The following is a 23,835-nucleotide window of genomic DNA, read 5'->3' as shown; positions in this document are numbered from 1 at the left end:
GCGCTGCGGTTACCCGCCCGTGACAGCCGCGCAAGGTTGCGTGAAGGCCCTACGCCGGTGCCTTGCGCGGGAAGCGGTAGAACAGCGCGCCGACCAGCAGCGCCACGCCGGCCGCGGCCAGGTTCTGCCAGCTGGCGCTGAGCAGCAGCGCCAACGCCAGCAGCAGTGCCGCCAGCGGGATCAGCGGGCCGCCCGGCAGATGCAGCGCACCCGGCCGGTCGCGGTAGCGCCGCGCCAGCACCAGCACCGCCGCGGCCGTGCCGATGTAGGTGAACAGGCGGGTGACCATCGACAGCAGCGCCAGTTGCACGAACGAGCCGGACAGTGCCAGCGCCAGCGACAGCACACCTTGCAGCAGGATCGCCGCGGCCGGCGTACGGAAGCGTGGATGCACCCGTGCCAGGAACGCCGGACCGTAACCGTCCTGGGCCAGTGCGAACAGGAAGCGTGGCCCCAGCATCACCGTGTTGCTGGTGGTGCCGAGGATGGAGATGGTGGCACCGACGGTGAGGATCAGCGCCAACGCCTCGCCGCCGAAGCCGCTGGCGGCATCGGCCAATGGTGTCGCCGACTGCGCCACGTTCGTCAGCGTACCCTGCGCGACGACCTGCACCGCGGCATAGATCAGGGTGACGGTGACGATCATGGTGATCAGCGCGAACGGCACGTCGCGGCGGGGATTTCGGTATTCGCCGGCGGCGGCGGGGATGTTCTCGAAGCCGGCGTAGGCGAACAGTAGCAACAGCGCCGCTTCGCCCATGTTGCCGAAGTCGCGCAGGTCCGGGGCTTTGCCGGAGAACGCCAACGACCAGTCCACGTAGAACAGGCCGATGCTCACGAACAGCAGCAGCGGCACCAGCTTGCCGATCACCAGCGCCACGCCGGTGCGCGCGGCTGATTTCACCCCGATCACGTTGATCGCGGTGAGCAGGCCGAGCGAGCCGACCACGATCGCCAGGCGCGCGCCGCCGCCGGTCGCGGCCGGCCAGAAGCGCACCACCGCATCGGCCAGGCCGTTGCCGAGCGCGGCCGCGGAACTGATCCGGGTCAGCCAGATCATCCAGCCGATCTCGAAGCCGGCAAAGCGGCCGAACGCCTCGCGCGCATACAGGTAGCTGCCGCCGGGTTCGTCGAAATAGCTGGCGGCCTGCGCGTAGCACAGCACCAGCAATCCCACCGCCAGCCCGGCCAGCAGTATCGCCCACAGGCTCATCGGTCCGAGCAGCGCGGCGGCGGCGGCGGGCAGCAGATAGATGCCGCTGCCGATCACGTCGTTGATCGACAGGCCGACGATCTGCCAGCGGCTGACCGCGCGGACCAGGCTCGGTTCGGGTGCGGTGCTCATGGTGCCGGCTCCACGGCCGGCAGTGCCCAGGCGCCGCGCAAGCGTTCGTGGTCGTTGCGCGGCAGCAGCACGCACAGCGGCACGGCGTTCGGCCGCAGCCAGGCCAGCAGGCGCTGCATGTCGGCCGGCTCCATCGCAGTGCAGCCGGCGGTTGCCTCGGCTGCGGCACGCCACAGGTGAGCGAAGATGCAGCGACCGGTGCCGGGCCGCGCCGGCGGGGTGTGGCCGATCACGAAGCCTTCCTGGTAGCGGCGATCGCCGTCGTGGTGCAGGTCCAGGCGCATCGGTTCGGTGCAGCCGGTCACCGCGTCCACGCCGACCCGGTCGGCGTCGACGATGCGGTTGGACAGCGGCGAAAGTGCCATGGCCGCCAGACAGCTGCGGCGGAGGCTGCCGGTCTGTGTCAGGGCGGGCAACCATGGGAATTTCGGCATGCGCATCTCCGGTCACGATCGGGCGTAGAGCGGGTGCTGGACCCGCTGCAGGTTCACCGCCAGCTGCCGCCTGCGGTCTGGGTGGGGTTGGCGCATGGGCACGACCGCGAAGTCGAGCGGATGCAGCAATGCTGAAAGGTACAACAGCGCGGGATCATGCACGTAGACCGTCTGTGTGATGTCGGTAGGCGCGGTGGACTGGCCTGCCAATGGGGTGTCGCCCTACGTGGTGATGGCAAGCGCGATCGCGATGGACGCTGTCGCATGCGTCGGCCGTGCGCATTGCCGCGTATGCGCCAACGCGCCCTTATCACCCGCGCGGCGGCAGCAGTTCCAGGCCGCGGATCTCGCGAATGCCCAGGCCCGGCGCGTCGGTGATCGTGATCTGCGACTCGTTGAAGTGCACCCCGCCTTGCACCGGGTCGAACAGGCCCAGCGACGGGCCGTCCAGGTCCACCGTGGTGATGATGTCGGCCTTGGCCACCGCCAGGTGCACTGCCGCCGCCACGCTGATGCTCGACTCCAGCATGCAGCCGATCATGCATTCCACCCCGTACAGCGCGGCAATGTCGGCGATGCGGATCGCGTTGGACAGCCCGCCGCTCTTCATCAGCTTGATGTTGACGATATCCGCGGCGCGGCGCTGGATCAGGTCGACCACCTGCGCCGGCGCGAACGCACTTTCGTCCGCCATCACCGGCGTGTTCACCCGCTCGGTCACGTACTTCAGACCGTCGATGTCCCAGGCCTTGACCGGCTGCTCCAGCAGCTCCAGCGCCACCCCGGCGTCTTCCAGCGTGCGCATCGCTTGCACCGCCTGCTTCGGGGTCCAGCCCTGGTTGGCGTCCAGGCGCAGCGAAGCGCGGCCTGCGACCGCGGCGTGGATCGCCTTGACCCGTGCGATGTCCACGCCGAGGTCCTTGCCGACCTTGATCTTTAGACAGGCGAAGCCGCGCGCCAGCGCCGACAGCGCGTCGGCCACCATCTTGTCGATGGCGTCCACGCTGATGGTGAGGTCGGTGCTGATGGCCGGCGTGCCGCCGCCGAGCATCCGGTACAGCGGCGCGCCGTACAGCTGCGCCCATAGATCGTAGACTGCGATTTCCACCGCGGCCTTGGCGCTGCTGTTGTGCTGCAGCGCGCCCTGGATCAGTCCGGTCAGCCGGTTGAGGTCGGCCACGTCCGCGCCGAGCAGGCGCGGCTTGATGAAGCGGTCGATCGCTTCGGCGATCGAGCCGTGGGTGTCGCCGGTGATCGGCGCAGTCGCCGGCGCTTCGCCATAGCCGATGTGGCCGCTGTCGGTGTGCACCAGCACGATTACGTCCTCGATCGTTTCCACGGTGCGCAATGCGGTCTTGAACGGGGTCTTCAGCGGCACGCGCAGCATGCCCAGCTGGATGTCGGTGATCTTCATTCGGCGGCGATCGGGCGGACGCGTCGGATGCGAGTGATGCGGTCGATGAAGGGCGTGCCGTCGCTCAGCAGCATCGGCTCCAGCGGGGTCACCGAGACGCCGTTGAGGTGCACGCGCTGCAACTGCGCGGAGGCGTCGCGGTAGCTGGCCCCGGCGATGTCGTGGATTACCCAGGTGGCGCCGCGGTCGTGGCCGATCACCAGCATCACGTGGCCGGGGATGTACACCAGGTCGCCGGCCTGCAGCTGCGACAGTGTTTGCCGCCGTTGCGCCAGCGGGGCGGCAGCGATGTAGGGCACGCTGGTGAGACTGGGGCTGCGCGCCTGGTCGCCGGTATTGCGCGGCAACGCGATGCCCAGGCTGCGGTAGACGTCGGCGACGAAGCCGCTGCAGTCGCGCGCAGCATAGTCGTTGCCCCAGCCGTAGCGCTCGCCGAGGAATTTGAACGCTTGCAGCAGCAGGGTGCGTTGCGTGGCCGGCAGCGCTGCGGTGGCGACGTCGGCGCTGCGCGGCACCAGCGCGGGGGCGAGCCGCAGCCGGGCCTCGGCATCGCGCAAAGGCAGCTGCACCACATAGGCGGCCAGCGGCGACTGGCCGTTGACCGTCTGTTGCGCGGGCCAGTCCTGCAGCAACGGCAGGCTGGCGCCCATGTCCAGCGACAGCTGCGACGCCGTCGGCACTTCCGGGGTGAACGCGGTCAGTGCACGCGCGCCGGTGACCAGCAGGCGCGGCGTCCGTTGTGCGTAGCCGAGCACGGCGTCGCGCTCGCCCTCGGCCACGCGGTCGCGTTCGATCCACGCCGCGTAGTTCGGCGCCAGCACGAACAGCCACTGACCGTCGCCACTGGCGTGCAGGATCGCCACCGCGGTGCCGGGAAACAGCGCCGATTCCTGGAAGCGGTCGATGTCGTGGTCGTCGCGGCTGCTGAAAACGCGTTGCCGGGTCGGGAAGGTACGTAGGTCGGCGCGGCGCACCACCAGCGCGTAACGCGGCGCGACCTGCGCGGGAATCGTGTCCAGCGCGAGCGCGGACTGCAGGGCGGTCAGCTGCGCGGCATCGAGCACGACGCCGCGCGTGTCGTAGCGCGCGCGCGTGGGCGGCGCCGACCGCGCCAGCACCTGCGCGCGCACCTGCGCTGCACTATAGCGATCGGGCAGCGCCTGCAAGTCGTGCATCGCCGCATCGTGGCGCAGCAGGTGCGCATTGAAGGCCTGCACTTGCGCCGCGTCGAGCAGCGGTGGCGCTGCAGCGGGCAGACGTGCGATCCAGTAATCGGCCTGCAGTTGGCTGGCTTGCAACTGGAACGGCGCGTCGCCGGCGACGCTGGCCATGGCGATGGGCGCGCTCAATGCTGCGGCCAGTAACAGGCACAGGCCACGCATCGTGTTCATCGGACCCCGGGGCGGTTGTAGAGAGCACCGGACCGCTGCGCGCCGGTCCCGGAATACTGTTTTCCCTGCTCGGGCTTGTCAAGAAGCCTCGATTGACATGCCGTTTCGCGCCGTGCTAAATCCGAAACGCAGGTGTGTGTAACCGATGGCGGCAAGCAGCGGTTCGGCGAGCGGCGCGGCGATGGCCTGGGCGGGATGGGCGCATGTCGCAGGGGGGGGGGGGCGCTGTTCGGCACGCGCATCTGGGAAAAGACGCGATGACAGAGAAGGGCGCCGCGCTGCGGCCGTGCGTCACGCTGCCCGCGTGGATGCCCAGGAATGGCGGCCGGCTGCTGGCCTGCGTCGACTCTGCGCGCCGTCGTCAATGTCCGTCGTCGATTGCAAGAGAGAGCCGCGTGCCCAGCCCAGTTCAGCGTTCCCGTTTCCCCTTCCGACCGTCTCGGCTCGCGCTTGCGCTGCTGGCCGGGTTCGCATTGCCGTCGCTCGCAGCAGCGCAGGACGCGTCCATCGCCACGCGCGACCTGGACAAGCTCACCGTCACCGGTTCGCGCATCGCGCGCTCGCAGCTGGAAGGGCCGGCGCCGGTGACCGTCATCACCGCGCAGGACATCCAGAAGCAGGGCTTCAGCACGGTGTGGGAATCGCTCGGCACGCTGACCCAGTTCAGCGGCAGCGCCTTCAACGAAAGCGACCAGACCGGCAGTTCGCCCAACGGCCAGTACCTCAACCTGCGCGGCCTGGGACCCGGCTACCAGTTGATCCTGCTCAACGGCAAGCGCATGGCGGACTATCCGCAGTCCTACAACGCCAACGGCACGGCGGTCAGCCTGGGCAGCATTCCCGCGGCGGCGGTGGAGCGCATCGAGGTGGTGAGCGGCGGCGCCTCGGCGATCTATGGGTCCGATGCGGTGGCCGGTGTGGTCAACATCATCACCAAGCGCGATTTCAGCGGCGACACGCTGCGCCTGCGCGGCGGCACCACCACGCGCGGCGGCGGCGACAGCGGCCAGCTGCAATGGAGCGGCGGGCGCAGCGGCGACCGTTGGAGCCTGACCTACGCGTTCGAACGGCTGGACCGCGAAGCCATCGTCGCCAGCCAGCGCGACTTCCTGGATTCGTACGACGACCATCCGGCCAACAAGGCCGATCCGTCCAGCCCCAATGCCTCGATTTCCGGCGTTTACCTGCGTCGCGGCAACACTTATCTGTGGCCCAGCGGCGGCGCGCTGTCCACCTCTGCCGGCGCACTGGATGCGGCGTGTGCGGCGACCAACCCGGCATTCAGGCCGTACAAGACCGCCGACAGCCTGGCCGCTGCCAACCGCTGCGGCGCGTTCGGTTACTACGAAGGCCGCTCGGTGCAGAACGGCTACGGCAAGACGTCCGCCTATCTGTCCGGCAGTTTCGATTTCAGCGACGCCGTCACCGGCTACGCGCAGCTGCTGGCCAACCGCTCCAAGGACGAAAGCTCCAGCCAGACCCACTACTACATCGGCGAAGGCGCGTTCACCGTCTACGATCCGGACCTGGGCCTGGTCACCGCGCAGCGCATCTTCCTGCCCTCGGAAGTGGGCGGGATCAAGCACATCGCGTACGACGAGAAATCCTGGAACCTCAACGCCGGCGTACGCGGCAAGTTGTTCGACGGCCGCTTCGACTGGGACGCCAGCGTGTCGATGTCGCGCTATGACATCAGCACGCGGCGCCCGCGCTTCCTCACCAACGCGGTGCGCGACTACTACATGGGTCCGGTGCTGGGCTATCGGCCCGACAGCACCGAGATCCGCGCGTTCTACGCCGACAGGTTGTTCGCGCCGGGCAGCGCGGCGCTGTACGACCAGCTCACCACCGAGGTGGTGAGCCGCGGCGAATCCAGCACCGACCAGGCACAGTTCGTGTTCAGCGGCGACCTGTTCGCACTGCCGGCCGGCATGGTGCAGATCGCCACGGTGCTGGAGGCGGCGCGGCAAAAATACGACCTGGCGCCGGATCCGCGCACCACCGTGGACTACACCGGCAGCGAGCGCATCTACAACCTGACCCAGACCCCGGGCGGCGGCCCGCGCGACCGCTACGCCGCCGGCCTGGAACTGCGCGTGCCGATCTTCCGCCGGCTCAGTGCGACGCTGGCCGGGCGCTACGACAAGTACGACGACATCACCGCGGTCGACGCCGCCGCCACCTGGCAGGCAGGCCTGGAATGGCGGCCGTTCGACAGCCTGCTGCTGCGCGGCAGCCACGCCACCAGCTTCCGCGCGCCGGACCTGCTGTGGATCTACGCCGGCACCAGCGCCAACAATCCCACCGTCACCGACGAATACCTGTGCCGCCGCGACGGCCTGGATCCGCTGTCGGCCGCGTGTTCGAGCGCACACGAATACCAGACCTTCTCCACCCAGTCGTCCAATCCGCTGTTGGAGGAGGAGAAGGGCAAATCGACCACGCTGGGCTTCGTCTGGGATGTGCTGCCGACGCTATCGCTGAGCGCGGACTACTACCGCATCGAACTGCAAGGCCGGGTCGAGTCGATCTCCAGCGAGGCCTTGCTGGAGAACAACGCCAACTGCCTGCTCGGCCGCGACCGCGCCGGCAATGCGGTGGATACTGCGTCGGCGGCCTGCCAGTTCTACCTCCAGTCGGTGACCCGCAGCCCCGGCACCGATCTCACCGCCGAAGGCCAGATCACAGCGTTCGAGACCTTCCCGATCAACCAGTCGCTGATGCGTACCGATGGCGTGGACGCCAACCTGCGCTACAACCTCGATCTTGGCGACTGGGGCGCGTTCGGTCTGCAGGCCGGCTACACGCGGGTGCTGAGGATGGAGGTGGCGCAGTTCGTCGGTGCCAAGCCGCTGGACGTGATGAACGACGTCGATTACCTGACATTCCGTACTCGTACCAACTGGCGTGCGAACTGGAGCGTCGGCGACTGGTCGACCAGCCTGTACGGCTACCGCTACGGCTCGCGTCCCAACTACGCCGAGCGCGCACGCGTGGCGCCGTACGTGATCTGGAACGCGGACATCGCCAAGCGGATCACCGACAAGGCCACGCTCGGCATCAGCGTGCTCAACGTGTTCGACAAGATCCATCCGCGCGACGACAGCTACACCGCCTGGCCGTACTTCCCGCGCGTGTACAGCGCGATCGGGCGTCAGCTGTACGCCAACTTCACCTACCATTTTTGAGGGGACGCATGATCCTGGTTCGCGATCTGCTGATTGCGCATGTCGATCCGGATGCGGATTTCAGCTGCGAATGTGCCGATCCGGACTTCGTGCGGGTAGCGCCCTGTGCCGCTCTTTTTTTTTGGGGGGGGGGAGGACTTCAGTCCCGAGGCGTTCGCGCTAAGGCCTGCCTGGACGGAAATGGAAGTCGCTCCCGCAACAACCATCTCGTTGACCGAGTTTCTATAATAGTGCTTGCTGTTGCTTGCGCGTGCCGCTCACTGTCAGATGCCCCGGAATCTTCTCCCATGACCCGACGCTCTTCCCGCCCCCCACCGCCGCGCATGCGTTGGCTGGTTCCGCTGGCGCTGGTCGCCTTTCTCGGCGCCTGCGCGCACGCGCCGCAGCGCAACCCGTTGGCCGAATGGGTGCCGTCGCCGAACCAGGATCTGCGCCGGCCGATCCTGATCGTGATCCACTACACCGAACAGGACTCGGTGCAGCGCAGCCTGGACACGCTGCGTTCGCACAACAGCAACGGCAAGGTCAGCGCGCACTACCTGATCGGCCGCGACGGCAGGCGCTACCAGTTGGTCAGCGACGAGCGCCGCGCCTGGCATGGCGGCGCCGGGCGCTGGGGCACGATCACCGACATCAATTCGGCCTCGATCGGCATCGAGCTGGACAACGACGGCAAGACCGCGTTCGCGCCGGCGCAGATCGACAGCCTACTGCTGTTGCTGGAAGACCTGTGCACGCGGCTGCGCATCCCGCGCACGCAGGTGGTCGGGCACGAGGACTTCGCACCCACGCGCAAGGTCGATCCGGGTCCGCTGTTCCCATGGAAGCGCCTGGCCGAGGACGGTTTCGGCCGCTGGCCGGCCGCAGACACGCCGCCGGCGCCGCCCGGCTTCGGCCCGTGGCAGGCGCTGGCGCTGATCGGCTATCCGATCGACGACCGCGCGGCCACGCTGCGCGCCTTCCACCACCACTACCGCGGCAACGACGCCACTGCGTTCGATGCCGAAGACCTGCGCATCCTCTACGCGCTGACCCAGCCGGCGCTGGCGCGGCCGCAGCCGACCCCGGCGGCGGCGGAGTCCGACGCGCCGTAGCGGCTTCGGGTCCGGGCGGCATTGCGCGGGTGCAGCCGACGCAGGTATGCCGTAACGCCTGTCAGACACCCACCATGCACTGGATCGGAACGCGTTCTTGGTAGCATGAGCGCGCCAAAAACTCCAAAAGACGCAGTGATGAGGCTCGCAAAGACAGCCCTGTGGGCGGCAACGCTCCTGTTGCTCGGCGGTTGCACGGACAAGGCGGCCGACTCCGCGCCGGCAGGCACGCAGGCGCAACCCGCGGCGACTTCTGCCGCCGCGCCTGCACCTGCGTCCGCGGCCGCGGCCGCGCAACCCGAGCCGGTCGGCGTCGAGGTACCGGCGCCCGGGCAGGTGCTCGCCGATATCTATGGCATGAAGGGCGACGGCTCGGCGTCCTACACGATCGACAACAACGCCCTGGCCAGCTTCTGGTACGGCTACCGCTTCGACCTCGGCGGCAAGCAGTACTACACCGGCTTCGCCAACGCCGGTCCGGAGAAGTACGGCAAATCCGAGGAAGAGACCACGCCGGATCCCGCCGTCGGCGTGAGCATCAGCCAGGCCACCTATGTGCTCGACAGCACGGACGGCAAGCCGACCTGGACGCTGTTCCATGCCCAGCAATGGGCCGGCGATGTTGGCAGCAACGAGAAGGCCGATACGCTGGACCAGAAGCGCAAGCCGCAGAGTACCGAAACCAAGGATGGCCACCTGCTGCTGGCGCTGCCGACCTCCAGCTTCGGCAATGGCGTCACCAGCGCCGGCTTCGCACTGTTCACCTTCGACCCGAACAAGAACGAACTGGGTGGTTATGAGGGCTGGGTGTACCGGGGAACGGTCGCGGCCGGCGAGGACAACGAGGCCAGCAGCGACGAAGAGGGCCTCGTCCCGCACGTTTCCAGTGTCGGCACGCTGCGCTTCCAGCCGGTGCCGGGTGAACCGCTGCCGGCCGTGCAGGTGGCGCTGAGCGGCACCGCGATCGCCGGTCCCGGTCGGGCGCGCATGCTCGATGCATCCGATGCGGTGCGCTATGCGTACGACCAGGCGAGCGGACAGTACCTGCCGAAAAACGGCGGATAAGGCAGCAGCACCACCGCACCGCCGGCAATCCCCGTAGTCCCGACCAGGTTTGTTGACCGCGCACTAACAAGCTCACGGACGAGCTCGGTTGACCTTGGCGGCGCAGGCCGCTGTATATCAACCTCAAGGAGTAACACAAGATGGCACGCGATTATACGAAGGCCGAGAACCTCGACATCATCGAGCGAGAGGCCAAGGAACGCCACATTCCGGTCGACGATTTCATGCGTTTCGCCTAGATCGAAACCGGCGGCAGGTTCAACGAGCAGGCCAGCCGCGGCCCGAACAGCGCCAAGGGCCTGTTCCAGTTCACCCCCGGCACCGCAGCGGCCTACGGGATCAGCGGCCGCGAACTGGATGCAGTGGCCAATACCGACGCCGCGGCGCGCCTGTATCAGGACAACCAGCATGCGCTGACCCGGCAGCACGACAAGGACCACCGCCCGTACCTGTCCGGCAAGCCGCAGCCCGATGGCCTGGACATGTACATGGCGCACCAGCAGGGCGCCGGCGGCTATCGGTCGATCCAGGCCGCGTTCGCCAGCGGCAGCTTCGCGCGCGAAGACACGCGGTCGAACATCCTCAACAACGTGCCGCGCGAAAAGGATGTGGCCGGCGCCAGGCAGTTCGAGGCCTACGCCGGCAGCTCGCTGGTCGAGTTCAAGAAGATGTCCGACCAGGACATGGCCAAGACCTTCCTGAAGTACTGGGACACCAAGTTCGACCACATCGCGATCCCGGAAAAAGGGCATCAAGCCGGTCACCGAGGGGCATGCCACGCAGCCGGTCCCGCTGGGCCGCATGCAGCCGCATCCAGCCGCACATCCGGCCGCTGCCGCCAAGCAGGACGGCCACGACGGGATTCAGCTCACCGCTGCGCACGCGATGGGCATCAAGTACGACGACGTGCAGTACGCGATCAATATCAGGGGCCACAAGCTCTACCACCCTGGCGTGGATGGCAAGCAGCTGAAGCAGGGCTACATCGATTGCTCCGGCTGGGTGTCCGAGCTGCAGAACGCCACCATGCGCGAGATCAACCAGAAGGCCGGTCACACCGTGTTCGGTCGCCAGGACATGCTGGGGCAAGGCCAGAACGGTTCCGGCGAAATCGTCAAGAAAGCCTTCGACAGTTCCGGCGTGCTGTTGCAGGGCCAGGACGTGTTCAAGCCCGGCGCGCTGAAGGAAGGCATGGTCATCGGCGTGGACGCCGGCAAGATCCAGCACGAGCACTGGAAGGGCATCGACCACATCCTGATGGTGGTGCGCGACCCGAAGAGCGGCGATTTGCTGGTCAGCCAGTCCAGCGGCATCAAAGGCGTGAACACCCTGCCGCTGGACGATTACCTGGCCAGCCACAAGAACGCCAAGCTGTTCGTGTCCGACCCGCTGGCCAAGGCGCGTGACCTGCTGCAGGACAAGCAGCAGACGCAATCGCACAATCACAGCCAGGGCCACGACGCACGCGGTGGGCTGAAGCCGGGCGAGCAGGGTCCCGCCGTGAAGGCGATGCAGCAGCGCCTGATCGAGCTCGGCATCAAGGACAACAGCGTCAAGCTGCTGAGCGGCACCGGCTACTACGGCGACAGGACCAGGGAAGTGGTGGCCAACCTGCAGCGCGAGAAGGGCCTCGAGCCGACCGGCATCGCCGACAAGATCACCCTCGAGGCGCTGAGCAAGCTGCAGGCGCAGAGCAAGGGCGAGGCCAAGCTCAACCCGGCCGCCGCCGAAGCGCAGCGTGCCGACAATCCGCTGTTCACCCAGGCGTTGGAGAAGCTGCAGAAGCAGGGGCCGAATGGCGGTTTCAACAGCCGCGAGGAGCTGCAGCGTGCGGCCGGGCAGGTGGCGTTCGAGGCCAAGGTGGGCGGCATGTCGCGCATCGACGACGTGGTCCACAGCACCGACGGCAAGGGCATGATCGCGGTGGAGCGCAACCTGAACAACCCGCACGACCTGAACCTCGCCTACGTGGATCGGCAGCAGGCCGCCACGGTGCCTCTGGAGCAGAGCCAGCAGCAACTGGCGGCGGAAACCCAGCGCCAGGTGCAGGAGCAGACCCAGGACCAGCAGCGCACCCAGGCGCAAGCGGTGCCATCGCAAGGGCGTTGATCCGCATGCGCCGGCGCTTGTCGCCGGCGCCACCGCGCAGCAACAGCTGCCAGCCCGGGTTCACCGGGCTGGTGGCCCACGTCGCGCTTGCAGCGGGAACCGCCACGGCGCAGTCGCTGATGGCCCGCGCCGGTAACCGCCAGCGCCTGCTGCGCGCGCTGGCGGCGCAGGGTTTCGCCAACTACCCGCTGGCATGGTGACACTCCACCCTCCAGCCCGAGCCCAGTTCCGGCACCGCCGCCGACGTACCGGTACGCTGGGCGTTCTTTTGCTTCATAGGCCAAGCTCATGTCCGGCATGCACAGCTTCATCGACCTGCAGTGCCCGTATTGCGGCGAATGGATCGACCTGGCGCTGGACCCGTCGGTCGAGGCGCAGCAGTACGTGGAGGATTGCCAGGTCTGTTGCCGGCCGATGCTGGTGAGCGTGCGCTGGGACGAAGACGGCGCGCCGGTGGTGAGCGTCAGCGCCGAAAACGATAGTTAGCGCGTTTGCGCAGCTGGGCTGGCGGCGACGGAACGGTTGTGGGGCAGACGTCACGCGGCTGCGGGCCATCCGTCGCCACCGTTGCTCCCGATAGAGCCTGCCGCGACCATGCATCCACGCGCTGCCGGGATTGCCCTGCGGGGGGGCGCACACACGGCCAGCCGCACCCCCTAGACTGGCGCTCTGCTCGACTACAGGAAGCACCGCCATGAACCTGCCCCTGCACTTCGGCCTGCTGGGCTCGCTCGAAGCCGGGCTGATCGCGCTTGCGCTCGGGTTCCTGATCTATGCGCTGTGGCACCGCTTGTGCCGCTGGCTACAGTGGTCGGAGGGCCATGCGCTGGGGTGGTCGTGCCTGATCGCGGTGGCCGTGTCCGCCGGGATCGACTGCTGGAACTTGTTCTACACCGGCATCGTGCGCCTGGAGTCGCCGTTGTACGCGCGCTTGGCGTTGGCCAACATCCACGATCCGAACGAATTGGGTTCGCGGGTCGTGCTGGAAGTGTCCGGCGCGCTCGCCGGTGTGGCGCTGGCGTGGGTCGCGTTCAGTTCGCGTTCAAGCGAAAAATCCACCGACGGCGAGCACGAGATCAGCTGAAACACACCCTTTTTTTTCAAGTTCCGAACACCTCGAACGAAGGCCTTACCGCAGGTTCACCGGGTCCTAACCAAGTCGGTAGCGCATGTGTTCCCTGTGGTGGTTAACGAAGCGTTGCGTGCGGGTTTTTGCAGGGGAATGGATTCAGCCTGGCACCGGCAGGGTGTGGTCATGCACCGGATTTGACCGGGCATGCCACACCCGAGAGAGCACAAGGAGACCACCCACATGAACATTCGCAACCGCACCCCGCTGATCGGTATCGCCGCCATTCTCGCTGCCGCGCTGGCGCTGCCGGCCTTCGCCCAGGACGCGCAGAGCGATGCCGCGACGCAGGCGCAGTCGCCCACCAGCGCGACCGGCCAGTCTGCGCAGTCGAGCGCTTCGGGCGGCGGCCAGACCTGGGCGGATGTCGACACCGATAGCGATGGCGCCATCAGCAAGCAGGAGGCACAGGTCAACGCAGGCCTCAGCCAGATCTTTGCGCAGGCCGATGCCGATCACAACGGCAAGCTGACCCCAGACGAATACAAGGCCTATGTGGCCAAGCAGCAGGGCGGCGCGGCCGGCAGCAACGGCCAGTAACGCAAGCATCGGCAACTCGCTGCGATGGCACGCGCTTGCATGAGGGCGCGTGCCTATCCGGCACGAGGCGGCCGCAACTGCGGTCCTCGCAGCGAACGCAACCGACGAGTGAAGAAGGGCGGCCTGGTGTCGCCCTTCGTTATGTGTGGTTCGACTGAAACCGGGACGGCCTCGCAGGGCCGCGCGGTGTAGGGTAGTCGCGATTCGCCGTTGGATGGGCCGTGCCATGACCGCTTCACGCCGCTCGCTGTGCCTGTGCCTGGCCTCGCTGCTTGCCGCCAGCGGCACGGCCGCAGCGCAGCAGGATCCTGCCGCTCCCGCGTTGCCGCTCCCCGTGCCGACGCCCGCACCCGCGCCGGCAGCGCTGCCGCCATTGCCTGCACCGCCCGCATCGCCCTTGCCGGTGCCGGCAGCGCCTGCCAGCGATGCCGGCGCTGCGGCAGGCGCGCGCAGCTTCGCCGCGCTGGACCTGGACCGCGACGGCCGCATCGGCCGCGCCGAGGCTGTGGCGGACCCGGTCCTGCGCGAAACCTTCGACACGTTCGACGCCGATGCCGACGGTGCGCTGTCGCGCGAAGAGTACGCGCACTACCAACCCGGCCCCGGCGACCCTGCGGCGCAATAATCGCGCTGCTATGCTCGCGCGATGCCCACGCCTATCGCTCTGCGTTCCTCCGCCATCGCCCTGGTCGGTTTCGACGGCGACGATACCTTGTGGAAGAGCGAGGACTACTACCGCGACGCCGAAGCCGCGTTCGAGGCCATTCTCGGCCAGTACCTGGACCTGCGCGATGCCGGCACGCTGCAGCATCTGCTGGCAGTGGAGCGGCGCAACCTGAAGGTATTCGGATACGGTGCCAAGGGCATGACCCTGTCGATGATCGAGGCGGCGATCGAGCTGACCGAGGCGCGCATTGCCGCACGCGACCTGCAGCGCATCGTCGAGATCGGCCGCGCCACGCTGCAGCATCCGGTGGAGGTGATCGCCGGCGTGCGCGAGGCGGTGGCGGCGATCGCCGCCGAGTTCGAGGTGGTGCTGATCACCAAGGGCGACCTGTTCCACCAGGAGGCGAAGATCGCGCAGTCCGGGCTGGGCGCGCTGTTCCCGCGCATCGAGATCGTGTCGGAGAAGGATCCCCAGACCTACGCCAAGGTGCTGGCCGAATTCGGCGTCGGTGCCGAGCGTTTCGTGATGATCGGCAATTCGCTGCGTTCGGATGTGGAGCCGGTGATCGCGCTCGGCGGCTGGGGCATCTACACCCCGTACGCCACCACCTGGGCGCACGAGGCCGAGCATGGCCTGTCCGCCGACGAGCCGCGCCTGCGTCAGGTGGCCACGGCTGCGGACTGGCCGCAGGCGGTGGCCGAGCTGAACCGGCATGCGGCCAGCCAGGGGCCGGCGCTTTCCGCGTAAGACGGTCCGCGAAACCCGCGCCTGCCCAGGCTCCCGGCGTTGCCTGCAGTGGCGCGCGCGGCGGGCCTGGGCGTGCTCGGAGTGCGCCGTGCGTCGGCCGGCGCGTCCCGCGAGGCCGTGAACAGAGCCAGGCCGATCGGGGGTGGCGCATCGAGCGCCGCCGCCGGCTGTGCCTGACAGCGCTGCCGGCATCCGGCAGAATCGCGCCATGTCGCTCCGCTTGCGCTCCGCCTGTCTGATCCTGCCGCTGGCGCTGTGCCTGGCGGGCGCAGCTTTGGCGCAGGAGGCGCCCGCAGCGGGCGCATCCGCGGAGGCGGTCGTGGCGGCCGGCAGCGGCGATGCCTGGGTCGACCGCCAGCTGCTGGACATCGACCGCTACGCCGCGCGCTACCCGGACAGCTTCCTGGATGAGGTGGCGCGCTACGCGCAGCTGCCGCGCGGCTATGCCGAGGCGTTGCTGCGCGAGCGCCGCTGGCCGCCGCGCGACATCTATTTCGCCTGCTTCCTGGCCAAGGCGGCGCGCTTGCCGTACCGCGAGGTGGTGCGTGCGCGGACCAGCGCCGGCCCGGCCGCCAGCTGGGCGGAGGTGGCGAACGCGTTGCAGGTCGAGCCGGGCTCGCTGCCGTACCGCGCGCTGCGCCACGCCATCGTCGCCAGCTACGACCACTGGGATCGCCCGATCGTACTGGACGCGCTATTGCGCCGCCAGCTCGGTGATCGTGCGCAACGCGACCCGTCGGCTGCGCAGTAGGCGCGGCCGACGGCGTGCAGCGAGCGGCCGGCAGGCCGCGGTTGATGGGACGTCTCCGTTTGCAAGCCCGCGGGGCCCAGTCATAGCAGTGATGCCCTTGTGGGAGCGACTTCAGTCGCGACGAGCGCAGTCGCGACGCCTACCGACTCCCGCTGCTGTCGAGGCCGACGGCTTGGCCTCGGTGCGGGGACGGCGAGATCGATGCATCGCGACTGACGTCGCTCCCACAGGGGGCTTGCGGCCAGCCCGCAGGTGGTCGAAACCAGCCTCCAGCCAGGATCTTGCGCGCTCGCGGTACTCGCGTTCTCATGACCGCGATCGATGTGTATGACTGGCCGCGCCGTCGCCGCGGCGCGAGAATAGGCGTTCTGCCGGACCTGATGCCCGGCGCTCCCGCCGCTCCGGACCTCCCGATGACCACTGCCTTCGTTTCGCCCGATGCCATCCGCAGCCTGTTCGCGCAGGCCATGTCCGACATGTACCGCACCGAGGTGCCGCTGTACGGCACGCTGATGGAACTGGTGGCGCAGGTCAATGCGGCGACCCTGGCCGCCGATCCGGCGCTGGACGCGCAACTGCAGCGCAACGGCGAGCGTGCGCGGCTGGACCAGGAACGGCATGGTGCGATCCGTGTCGGCAGCGCCGAGGAACTGGCTACGCTGCGCCGGCTGTTCGCGGTGATGGGCATGCATCCGGTCGGCTATTACGACCTGTCGGTGGCTGGCGTGCCGGTGCATTCCACCGCATTCAGGCCGCTCGACGCGGCGGCGCTGGAGCGCAATCCGTTCCGCGTGTTCACCTCGCTGCTGCGGCTGGAACTGATCGAGGATCCGGCGCTGCGCGCGCAGGCGGCGCAGATCCTCGCGCAGCGGCGCATCTTCACCGAAGGCGCGCTGCAGCTGATCGAGCGCGGCGAGCGCGACGGCGGCCTGGGCGAGGCCGACGCGCAGCGCTTCGTCGCCGAGGCGCTGGAAACCTTCCGCTGGCACGGCGACGCGACGGTGACGCTGCCGACCTATCGCGCGCTGAGCGATGCGCACAAGCTGATCGCCGACGTGGTCAGTTTCCACGGCCCGCACATCAACCACCTCACCCCGCGCACGCTGGACATCGATGCGGCGCAGGCGCAGATGCTGCAGCGGGGCATCGACGCCAAGGCGGTGATCGAAGGCCCGCCGCCGCGGCGCTGCCCGATCCTGCTGCGCCAGACCAGCTTCAAGGCGCTGGAGGAAACGGTGCGCTTCCCGGCCGGCGCCGGCGCGGCCGATGCCGGCACCCACACCGCGCGTTTCGGCGAGATCGAGCAGCGCGGGCTGGCCCTGACCCCGAAGGGCCGCGGCTTGTACGACGTCTTGCTGGAGCGTGCGCGCGCGGCCGACGGCAGCGCCGGCGGCGACTATGTCGCGCGCCTGCAGGCCGCGTTCGTCGAGTTTCCCGACGATTACGCCACGCTGCGCCGCGAAGGCCTGGGCTATTTCCGCTATGTGTTGACCGAAGCCGGCCGCGCGGCGGGCGCGGCAGCGCTGGCCGGCAAGCCTGCCGAGGCGCTGATCGCCGACGGCCTGGCCAGCGCCGACCCGATCGTCTACGAAGACTTCCTGCCGGTCAGCGCCGCGGGCATCTTCCAGTCCAACCTCGGCGGCGGCGAACAGCGCGCCTATGCTGCGCAGGCCAATCGCGCCGCGTTCGAGCAGGCGCTGGGTGCGGCGGTGCACGACGAATTCGCGATCTATGCGGACATCGAGCGCGCCTCGCTGCAAGCGTTGCAGAACTGAGCGCGCGGTAAGCCTCTCTCCCCCTGAGAGAAAGGTTGGGGGGAGTATAGGGGCGCGAAGCGCCTCGCCGATTTGGGTGTGCGACGCTGCGCCCTTTAGCCTTACCCGGCGCTGCGGCCTGTGAAAATGGGCCATTGGCCTGGAGCAATGCGCGCGCGTTCCGACACGGGCGGCGGAACGCGCGCCGGTTGCGAGCGCGTCACGGATGCTCGCTCCGATGGCCTCTATGGCCGATGCGGCGACTGCTAGGCGCGGCAGCGTCGCCAGGGCGTGCCTGCAACAGCGTCCCAAGCACGTCCGAGCCGATCGTGGCGCGGTGCACCTTCGCGTCGGTATTGCCAAGCGCTCGCATCAGCGTCTCCCAGCGCTTGCCCAGGTTTTTCTCCTTCGCGGTCTTGAGATGGACCGCTGCGAACGTCTTGTAGTTGAGGGACGCAAGCGCGTTCGCGGCTACCGGCGTGGCCGTGTGCAGATGCACGAACCATGGCGCCGGGCGCTGGCCGTCGGAGAGCGGTTTGTGATCGATGCGCACTTCGAACAGGGTGCCGCGATCTCCGCTGTCTGCGTCAGACGGCAGCTGCATCGGGGCAGCCACCCGGGTGATCTCGTTCATCGCCAACAACCGCGCCAGATGGACCGAGCGTGGCTGCGTATCGCACTTCAGCGCATCGACTTCGCGTGTCCGCACGCGCTGCTCGATCAGCTCCAGAAGTTGCAGCCGCTCGCTGAGCGGGCCGATCCGCGCGTCATCCGCCGGCAGTCTGGCTTTTGCCTGCCGCAGTTGCTCGCTGCTGCCGAACCAGCCTTGCACCGACGCCCTCACGAAATCGAAGGCGTTGGCTGCATCTTGATCGGATTGATCGGCGTTGCGCATCATCCTCTCGACGTTGCCGGTGTCTTTGCCGAGCCTTTTCGCGATCTGGATGAAGTCCGCGCCCAGCGCGTTGACCATCGCCGGTTCCAGGGCAACGCTTTTCAGCAGCGTATCCGCTTGCATTTGCGCGAGCGTGCGCGTGTCGCTGGGGGCGGCCGGGGATGCCGGCACGGCGCTGGATGCCCCGGTCGCGCGCTTGCCGCGCGACTTGCGCGACTTGCGCGACGGTCCTGGCGCGCTTGGCGCGGGCTGTTCCTCCAGCGCTGTCGCTGGCTCCGGCACGGCCGGGCGCCCACCACCCCTGGCAGAGCGGCAAAGATCCAGCAAGCACTGCCGATACTCGGTGAGCGCCTGCGCCAGGTCGAGCATGGTGCGCCAGGTGCCTTCGTCCTTGCCTTCCTCGATGAGAGCGGCGACATCCAGGCACAGTTTCGACCCGATCCGGCCATGGCGTTCTGCATAGTCCTCCATGACGGCCATATGCTTTGCCAGCACCTGCGGGGTTACCTGAGCGCCTATTAGCAGGGGAATGGAATGGTTCAAGATCGCATGGTTCAGCACCTGGACGGCCTCGGGCACCGCCTCGCCCAGGTAGTGATTGGCCTCGCGCAGCTCGTCCATGCGGGGCTTTAGCGTGTGCATGCCGATGGTTTCGGCGCTTTCCACCTGGCCTTCCAGCTTAAGAGTGTAAATCTCGGTGAGCATGCTGCGGATCGCCTGCATCGACTCATAGCAAGATCCAAGGTGAGTCTTGAAGATCTGCAGCATGTATTCGATCTTGTCGCGGGTTTTCTTCAGCGTTCCCGGCGCCTTCACGTAGTTCACGAACTCATCCATCGTCGCCCGGTACTTGTCGATTTTCTGCAGATACCCCCGCCACTCCTCAGGCTGTTGGCGCGCGATGGCTTCCTTCGGTATCAACCGCACGTCGGGCGCGTACCGATTCAGCAAAGCCGTTGGTGCGCTCAGATCGCGCTTCCATTTTTCTTCCAGCAGCTCGTCGCACGTTGTATAGCCGACCGTTGCCGCCCTTCCGAAAAGGGTCAATAGCTCCAATTCCAATTTCCATGAATTTTCTTTTAGCAGGCAGCCGCGCGCATTCAAGTAGGCAAATGCGTCCAGGCCCTGTCGGGCCGTCTGTATGGCATCATCGATAAACCTCAGCCTGTCCATAGGTGCGAGTTTTTTCTCAGAATCCGTATCCTGTGCAGGGCCCAAGATTTTTTCCTGAAAAAAAGCCGCTTTCTCTTTCGATTTGTGCAAATCTTTCGTTTTCTGCGCTATCTCATCGGATAACGCATTGCTCACTTCGAGCTGCGTCATTACCGACAAGAGATCGGTGCCGGGCATGGACCGCGACGTCCCCCGCGATGGCCCCGCCGCGCTCGCGGCCGAGCGCGAATGCGACGCGCGGGCAGGCCTGCGCGGCCTGCCCGCGAGCCCGCTCAATGGCGCAGGCTGCGCGGCCGGCGCCGCCACGGACGGATGGGCGGCCGTCGCGGGATCCGCTGCAGGCGGAGCCGCGTGTGGTTGATCTGCCGGTTCCGCAGAGCCGGATCTGGTGATTCCCGCAGGTCGCATGGCACTCCCTCCGTCTTCGGTCTTGCACTGCCGCTGTTGGCGCGGCGCAGCCGACAATGCCTGCCTGCCGCTGCGTGATTGCTGGAAAACCGCTTCTATAGCGTGTCCGGATTCAGGCAGATACGCGCCGCGTTGCCTGCAGCAGTGGCAGGCGCCGATGCGCCACCTCACTGTCGATCGCCGCCGCCTGGCCGCCGCCGTTTTCCATCGCCCGCCAAGCGCATGGGCGCCCAGTACAGCAGCAGCGCGTTCAACCTCGCCGCTGAGGAGCGAACCCACGCGGCTGGATCCGAAGCGATGAACGACTCCCTGCTTCCGCCGGTGGCGCGCACGCGACAGATGAATAGGATTCAGGACGCTGCTACCGGCGCCGCTGCGGCGTGGGATGACCCGCGCTTCAAGCCCAGCGCCGCTGGCGATCTGCGCCTGGCTGCCGTCGCCGCCAGATCAGGCCGGCAGCGGCGTGGATCACCCGCGCCGCTCAGCGGGTCGCCAGCGTGGCCGGTGCCGCTCGTCCGTTCGCCGACGAGCGGCGCCGCGCCTTCCAGCGCTCGCGCAGGCAGGAGAAGATCACGTACAGCGCCGGCGTACTGAGCAGGGCCAGGCTCTGCGAGATCAGCAGGCCGCCGATCATCGCGATGCCCAGCGGGCGGCGCAGCTCCGCGCCTTCGCCCAGGCCCACCGCCAGCGGCACCGCGGCCAGGATCGCCACCATCGTGGTCATCATGATCGGGCGGAAGCGCACCACGCAGGCCTCGCGCACCGCCTCCAGCGGCGACTTGCCGTGCTCGCGCTCGGCGACCAGGGCGAAGTCGATCATCATGATCGCGTTCTTCTTGACGATGCCGATCAGCAGCACCAGCGCGATCATCGAGATCACCGACAGCTCGGTGTCGGTGACCCACAGCGCCAGCAGCGCGCCCATGCCCGCGGCCGGCAGTGTGGACAGGATCGTCACCGGGTGCACCAGGCTCTCGTACAGCATGCCCAGCACGATGTAGACCACCACGATCGCCGTCAGTACCAGGATCAGCATCGAATTCGGCTGCAATGCCACGCCGAAGCCGCCGCCGTCGGCGATGCGGATGTCGCCGGGCATTCGCAGGCCGGCGACGGTGGCAGCGATGATCGCGTCGCCTTCGCCGGTGCTCACGCCCGGCGCCAGGTTGTAGCTCAGGTCCATCGTCGTGTACTGGTTCTGATGGGTGATCTGCGGCGGCGCCAGGCCCGGCACCTGGTGCGCCACCGCGGTGAGCGGCACCATCGCGCCGCTGCGCGTGGGCACGTAGATCCGGTCCAGCGCCGCCGGCGTGGCGGTCTGCTCGGGCAATGCGTTGACCACCACGCTGTACTGGTTGAGATCCGAATAGATGGTGGAGATCTGGCGCTGGCCGAACGCGCCGTACAGCGCGCCGTCGATCGCGCCGATCGACACGCCCAGGCGCGCGGCCTGGGCGCGGTTGATGACGATGTTCTGGCGTAGGCCGGCGTTGTCCACATCGGTGCCGACGTCGCGCAACTTCGGGTTCCGCTTCAGCGCTTCCTGCAGCTTGGGCAGCCACTGCTGCAGCTGGGCGTTGTCGTTGCCCTGTAGCGAGACGCGGTACTGCGCGCCCTGACTGGTGCCGCCGCCGCCGTCGCTGGGCAGGTCCTGGATCGCGCGCAGGCGCAATTGCAGGTCGGGATAGCGGTCGGCCTTGGCGCTGAGCCGCGCCAGCACCTGCGCGGTGGTCTCGGTGCGGCCCTCGTCGCGGCGCTTGAGTTCGATGTTGAAGCGGGCGCTGGAGCCCTGGCGGCTGCTGCCCAGGCGCGCGCCGACGATCTTCACCGCCGGATCGGACATCAGCATGTCGGTGATGCGGCGTTGGCGGTTGACCATGTCGGCGAAGGACACGGTGGCGCTGGAACTGGCGCGGCCCGCGATCAGGCCGGTGTCCTGCGCCGGAAACGACCCCTTCTTCACCGCGCCGGCCAGGAACACGGTGGCGGCGATCAGCAGCAGCGGGGTCAGCGCCAGCAGCAGCGCGTGGCGCAGCGAGAAATCCAGCGCCACGGTGTACACGCGCAGCATGCCGGCATGCACCCGCTCCAGCCAGGCGCCGAAGCGGCCCGGTCGTTCTGGCTCGGCGTGCGCGGACAGGAAGCGGCTGCACAGCGCCGGGGTCAGGGTCAGCGAAACCACCGCCGAGACGCAGATCGCCGCGACCAGGGTCACGGTGAACTCGCGGAAGAACGCGCCGATCATGCCGCTGGCGAACAGGATCGGGATGAACACCGCCACCAGCGAGGCGGTGATCGAGACGATGGTGAAGCCGATCTCGCGCGCGCCGGCCAGCGCTGCGTCCAGCCGCGACATGCCTGCGTCGAGGTGGCGCATGATGTTCTCGATCACCACGATCGCATCGTCGACGACGAAGCCGATCGCGATCACCAGCGCCAACAGGCTCAGGTTGTTCAGGGTGAAGCCCAGCACGTACATCGCCAGCGCCGCGCCGGCCAGCGACAGCGGCACGGTGGCCGCGGCGATCAGCGTCGGCGCCAGCCGGCGCAGAAACAGCGCCATGGTCAGCACCACCATCGCCAGGCTGATCAGCAGCGTGACCTGGACCTCGTTCAACGAGGCGCGGATGGTCGGGGTGCGGTCGAAGTAGGCGGACATCCTGGTGCCCGGCTGCAGGTAGCCGCGCAGCATCGGGATCTGCGCCTTGACCCGGTCTACGGTCTCCACGATGTTGGCGCCGGCGCGGATGAACACGTACATCACCACCGCCGGCTTGCCGCCGAACCAGGCCGCCTGGTAGGCGTCCTGTTGGCCGTCGTAGACATTGGCCACGTCGCGCAGGCGCACGGTGCGGCCGTTCTGCTGCGAGATCACCACCTGGCCGAAGTCGGCGGCCTTGGCCACCGAATCGTTGGCCACGATCGCGGTGGTGGAGGCGCCGTCGCTGAGGAAGCCGGTGGGCGAGGTCACGTTGGCCGCGCGCACCGCATTGCGCAGATCGTCCGGGGTCAGCCCCATCGCGTTGAGCGCGCGCAGGTTCACGTCCACCCGCACCGCCGGGGTGGAGGCGCCGCCGATGTCGACCGAGGCCACGCCGCTGATCTGGCGCAGGCGCTGCGCCAGCAGCGAGTCGGCGACGTTGTAAAGCTCGTCGGCCGACTGCGTCTGGGAGGTCAGCGCGATGGCGATGACCGGATCGTCGTTGGGATTGGCCTTCTGGTAGCGCGGCGTGGACAGGCCCGAGGGCAGGTCGGCCTGCGCGGAATTGATCGCGGTCTGCACGTCCTGCGCGGCCGAATCGATGTTACGGTCGCTCTGGAACATCATGAACACCTGGCTGTTCCCCTCCGAACTGGAGGAGCGCATGGTGTCGATGCCGGGGATCTGGCCCAGATGCCGTTCCAGCGGCGCGGTGACCGTGGACGCCATCGTCGAGGCATCGGCGCCGGCCTGGCTGGCCTGCACGAAGATCACCGGGATCGAGATGTTCGGCAGCGCCGCCACGCCCAGGCGCAGGTAGCACATCATGCCGATCACGAACAGGCCGATGGCCAGCAGCGTGGTGCCGATCGGGCGGCGGATGAAGGGGCTGGAGAGGTTCATTGGTTCGGGACTCGGGACGCGGGACTCGGGACTCGCGAAGCAGATGTGGTTCGCGCTTTCCGGGAAAGCCCCGCGGTGCGCCGTAGCACGGACTCTGCAAGGACACCGCTTTCCGAGTCCCGAGTCC

The 23,835-nt window shown here is 68.0% G+C and carries 16 protein-coding genes and 2 pseudogenes; 12 read left to right on the top strand and 6 right to left on the bottom strand.

Annotated features, from left to right (window positions below; genetic code table 11):
* Window positions 1–49: 49 nt before the first annotated feature.
* The 4 genes and pseudogenes from ISN38_RS08025 to ISN38_RS08010 form a co-directional block, all read right to left on the bottom strand.
* Entirely contained in the window at window positions 50–1,345 is a 1,296-nt protein-coding gene (locus ISN38_RS08025; protein ID WP_003465376.1) for an APC family permease, read from the bottom strand.
* Window positions 1,342–1,701: pseudogene (locus ISN38_RS08020) on the bottom strand (hypothetical protein); the annotation flags it as partial. The gene ISN38_RS08025 and the pseudogene ISN38_RS08020, both read right to left, overlap by 4 nt.
* A 388-nt stretch (window positions 1,702–2,089) precedes the next feature.
* Window positions 2,090–3,193 (bottom strand): dipeptide epimerase, encoded by a 1,104-nt coding sequence (locus ISN38_RS08015; RefSeq protein ID WP_206712154.1) that lies wholly within the window; start codon window positions 3,191–3,193, stop codon window positions 2,090–2,092.
* Window positions 3,190–4,584 carry a C40 family peptidase gene (locus ISN38_RS08010; RefSeq protein ID WP_038236344.1) on the bottom strand — a complete coding sequence of 465 codons (1,395 nt, stop codon included), beginning with the start codon at window positions 4,582–4,584 and terminating at the stop codon, window positions 3,190–3,192. Before ISN38_RS08010 ends, ISN38_RS08015 begins: the two co-directional genes overlap by 4 nt.
* 395 nt (window positions 4,585–4,979) lie before the next feature.
* Between ISN38_RS08010 and ISN38_RS08005 the strand changes: the two genes are divergently transcribed.
* The 12 genes and pseudogenes from ISN38_RS08005 to hglS all read left to right on the top strand — a co-directional run bounded on the left by ISN38_RS08005 (window position 4,980) and on the right by hglS (window position 17,649).
* Entirely contained in the window at window positions 4,980–7,772 is a 2,793-nt protein-coding gene (locus ISN38_RS08005; protein ID WP_206712153.1) for a TonB-dependent receptor plug domain-containing protein, read from the top strand.
* Between the two features lie 323 nt (window positions 7,773–8,095).
* Complete coding sequence (locus tag ISN38_RS08000) at window positions 8,096–8,866, top strand: N-acetylmuramoyl-L-alanine amidase (protein WP_241753994.1); 771 nt, start codon at window positions 8,096–8,098, stop codon at window positions 8,864–8,866.
* 138 nt (window positions 8,867–9,004) lie between these two features.
* On the top strand, window positions 9,005–9,931 hold the full coding sequence (locus tag ISN38_RS07995; protein ID WP_206712151.1) for a hypothetical protein: 927 nt from the start codon (window positions 9,005–9,007) through the stop codon (window positions 9,929–9,931).
* 140 nt (window positions 9,932–10,071) lie between these two features.
* Window positions 10,072–12,040: pseudogene (locus tag ISN38_RS07990) on the top strand (XVIPCD domain-containing protein).
* 5 nt (window positions 12,041–12,045) lie between these two features.
* Complete coding sequence (locus tag ISN38_RS20815; RefSeq protein WP_003465392.1) at window positions 12,046–12,240, top strand: M15 family metallopeptidase domain-containing protein; 195 nt, start codon at window positions 12,046–12,048, stop codon at window positions 12,238–12,240.
* Between the two features lie 88 nt (window positions 12,241–12,328).
* A complete protein-coding gene (locus ISN38_RS07980; RefSeq protein WP_003465393.1) occupies window positions 12,329–12,526 on the top strand; it encodes a CPXCG motif-containing cysteine-rich protein in 198 nt (65 codons plus the stop codon).
* Window positions 12,527–12,734: 208 nt separating this feature from the next.
* Complete coding sequence (locus ISN38_RS07975) at window positions 12,735–13,124, top strand: hypothetical protein (protein WP_003465394.1); 390 nt, start codon at window positions 12,735–12,737, stop codon at window positions 13,122–13,124.
* 228 nt (window positions 13,125–13,352) lie between these two features.
* Window positions 13,353–13,709: an EF-hand domain-containing protein gene (locus ISN38_RS07970; protein WP_003465395.1), complete on the top strand. Its 357-nt coding sequence runs from the start codon at window positions 13,353–13,355 to the stop codon at window positions 13,707–13,709.
* Window positions 13,710–13,935: 226 nt separating this feature from the next.
* Window positions 13,936–14,334, top strand: a complete 399-nt coding sequence (locus tag ISN38_RS07965) for an EF-hand domain-containing protein (protein ID WP_003465396.1) — start codon at window positions 13,936–13,938, stop codon at window positions 14,332–14,334.
* A gap of 21 nt (window positions 14,335–14,355) precedes the next feature.
* A complete protein-coding gene (locus ISN38_RS07960) occupies window positions 14,356–15,123 on the top strand; it encodes an HAD family hydrolase (RefSeq protein WP_003465397.1) in 768 nt (255 codons plus the stop codon).
* Window positions 15,124–15,331: 208 nt separating this feature from the next.
* On the top strand, window positions 15,332–15,874 hold the full coding sequence (locus ISN38_RS07955) for a hypothetical protein (RefSeq protein WP_003465399.1): 543 nt from the start codon (window positions 15,332–15,334) through the stop codon (window positions 15,872–15,874).
* 413 nt (window positions 15,875–16,287) lie between these two features.
* Entirely contained in the window at window positions 16,288–17,649 is a 1,362-nt protein-coding gene (hglS, locus tag ISN38_RS07950; RefSeq protein ID WP_003465400.1) for a 2-oxoadipate dioxygenase/decarboxylase HglS, read from the top strand.
* Between the two features lie 199 nt (window positions 17,650–17,848).
* Here hglS and ISN38_RS07945 read toward each other — a convergent pair whose 3' ends face one another.
* Entirely contained in the window at window positions 17,849–19,873 is a 2,025-nt protein-coding gene (locus ISN38_RS07945; RefSeq protein ID WP_038236357.1) for a type IV pilus assembly protein FimV, read from the bottom strand.
* A 712-nt stretch (window positions 19,874–20,585) separates the two neighbouring features.
* Window positions 20,586–23,708 carry an efflux RND transporter permease subunit gene (locus tag ISN38_RS07940; RefSeq protein ID WP_206712150.1) on the bottom strand — a complete coding sequence of 1,041 codons (3,123 nt, stop codon included), beginning with the start codon at window positions 23,706–23,708 and terminating at the stop codon, window positions 20,586–20,588.
* Window positions 23,709–23,835 lie beyond the last annotated feature (127 nt).

Source organism: Xanthomonas translucens pv. undulosa (assembly GCF_017301775.1).
Lineage (GTDB): Bacteria > Pseudomonadota > Gammaproteobacteria > Xanthomonadales > Xanthomonadaceae > Xanthomonas_A > Xanthomonas_A translucens.
This window is presented reverse-complemented; position numbering and strand designations above follow the sequence as displayed.

What these genes read in the sequence shown, in the direction of transcription:
- ISN38_RS08025 (WP_003465376.1), bottom strand. Translation starts at nt 1,345, where the DNA reads ATGAGCACCGCACCCGAACCGAGCCTGGTCCGCGCGGTCAGCCGCTGG.
- ISN38_RS08015 (WP_206712154.1), bottom strand. Translation starts at nt 3,193, where the DNA reads ATGAAGATCACCGACATCCAGCTGGGCATGCTGCGCGTGCCGCTGAAG.
- ISN38_RS08010 (WP_038236344.1), bottom strand. Translation starts at nt 4,584, where the DNA reads ATGAACACGATGCGTGGCCTGTGCCTGTTACTGGCCGCAGCATTGAGC.
- ISN38_RS08000 (WP_241753994.1), top strand. Translation starts at nt 8,096, where the DNA reads ATGCGTTGGCTGGTTCCGCTGGCGCTGGTCGCCTTTCTCGGCGCCTGC.
- ISN38_RS07995 (WP_206712151.1), top strand. Translation starts at nt 9,005, where the DNA reads ATGAGGCTCGCAAAGACAGCCCTGTGGGCGGCAACGCTCCTGTTGCTC.
- ISN38_RS20815 (WP_003465392.1), top strand. Translation starts at nt 12,046, where the DNA reads ATGCGCCGGCGCTTGTCGCCGGCGCCACCGCGCAGCAACAGCTGCCAG.
- ISN38_RS07980 (WP_003465393.1), top strand. Translation starts at nt 12,329, where the DNA reads ATGTCCGGCATGCACAGCTTCATCGACCTGCAGTGCCCGTATTGCGGC.
- ISN38_RS07975 (WP_003465394.1), top strand. Translation starts at nt 12,735, where the DNA reads ATGAACCTGCCCCTGCACTTCGGCCTGCTGGGCTCGCTCGAAGCCGGG.
- ISN38_RS07970 (WP_003465395.1), top strand. Translation starts at nt 13,353, where the DNA reads ATGAACATTCGCAACCGCACCCCGCTGATCGGTATCGCCGCCATTCTC.
- ISN38_RS07965 (WP_003465396.1), top strand. Translation starts at nt 13,936, where the DNA reads ATGACCGCTTCACGCCGCTCGCTGTGCCTGTGCCTGGCCTCGCTGCTT.
- ISN38_RS07960 (WP_003465397.1), top strand. Translation starts at nt 14,356, where the DNA reads ATGCCCACGCCTATCGCTCTGCGTTCCTCCGCCATCGCCCTGGTCGGT.
- ISN38_RS07955 (WP_003465399.1), top strand. Translation starts at nt 15,332, where the DNA reads ATGTCGCTCCGCTTGCGCTCCGCCTGTCTGATCCTGCCGCTGGCGCTG.
- hglS (WP_003465400.1), top strand. Translation starts at nt 16,288, where the DNA reads ATGACCACTGCCTTCGTTTCGCCCGATGCCATCCGCAGCCTGTTCGCG.
- ISN38_RS07945 (WP_038236357.1), bottom strand. Translation starts at nt 19,873, where the DNA reads ATGCCCGGCACCGATCTCTTGTCGGTAATGACGCAGCTCGAAGTGAGC.
- ISN38_RS07940 (WP_206712150.1), bottom strand. Translation starts at nt 23,708, where the DNA reads ATGAACCTCTCCAGCCCCTTCATCCGCCGCCCGATCGGCACCACGCTG.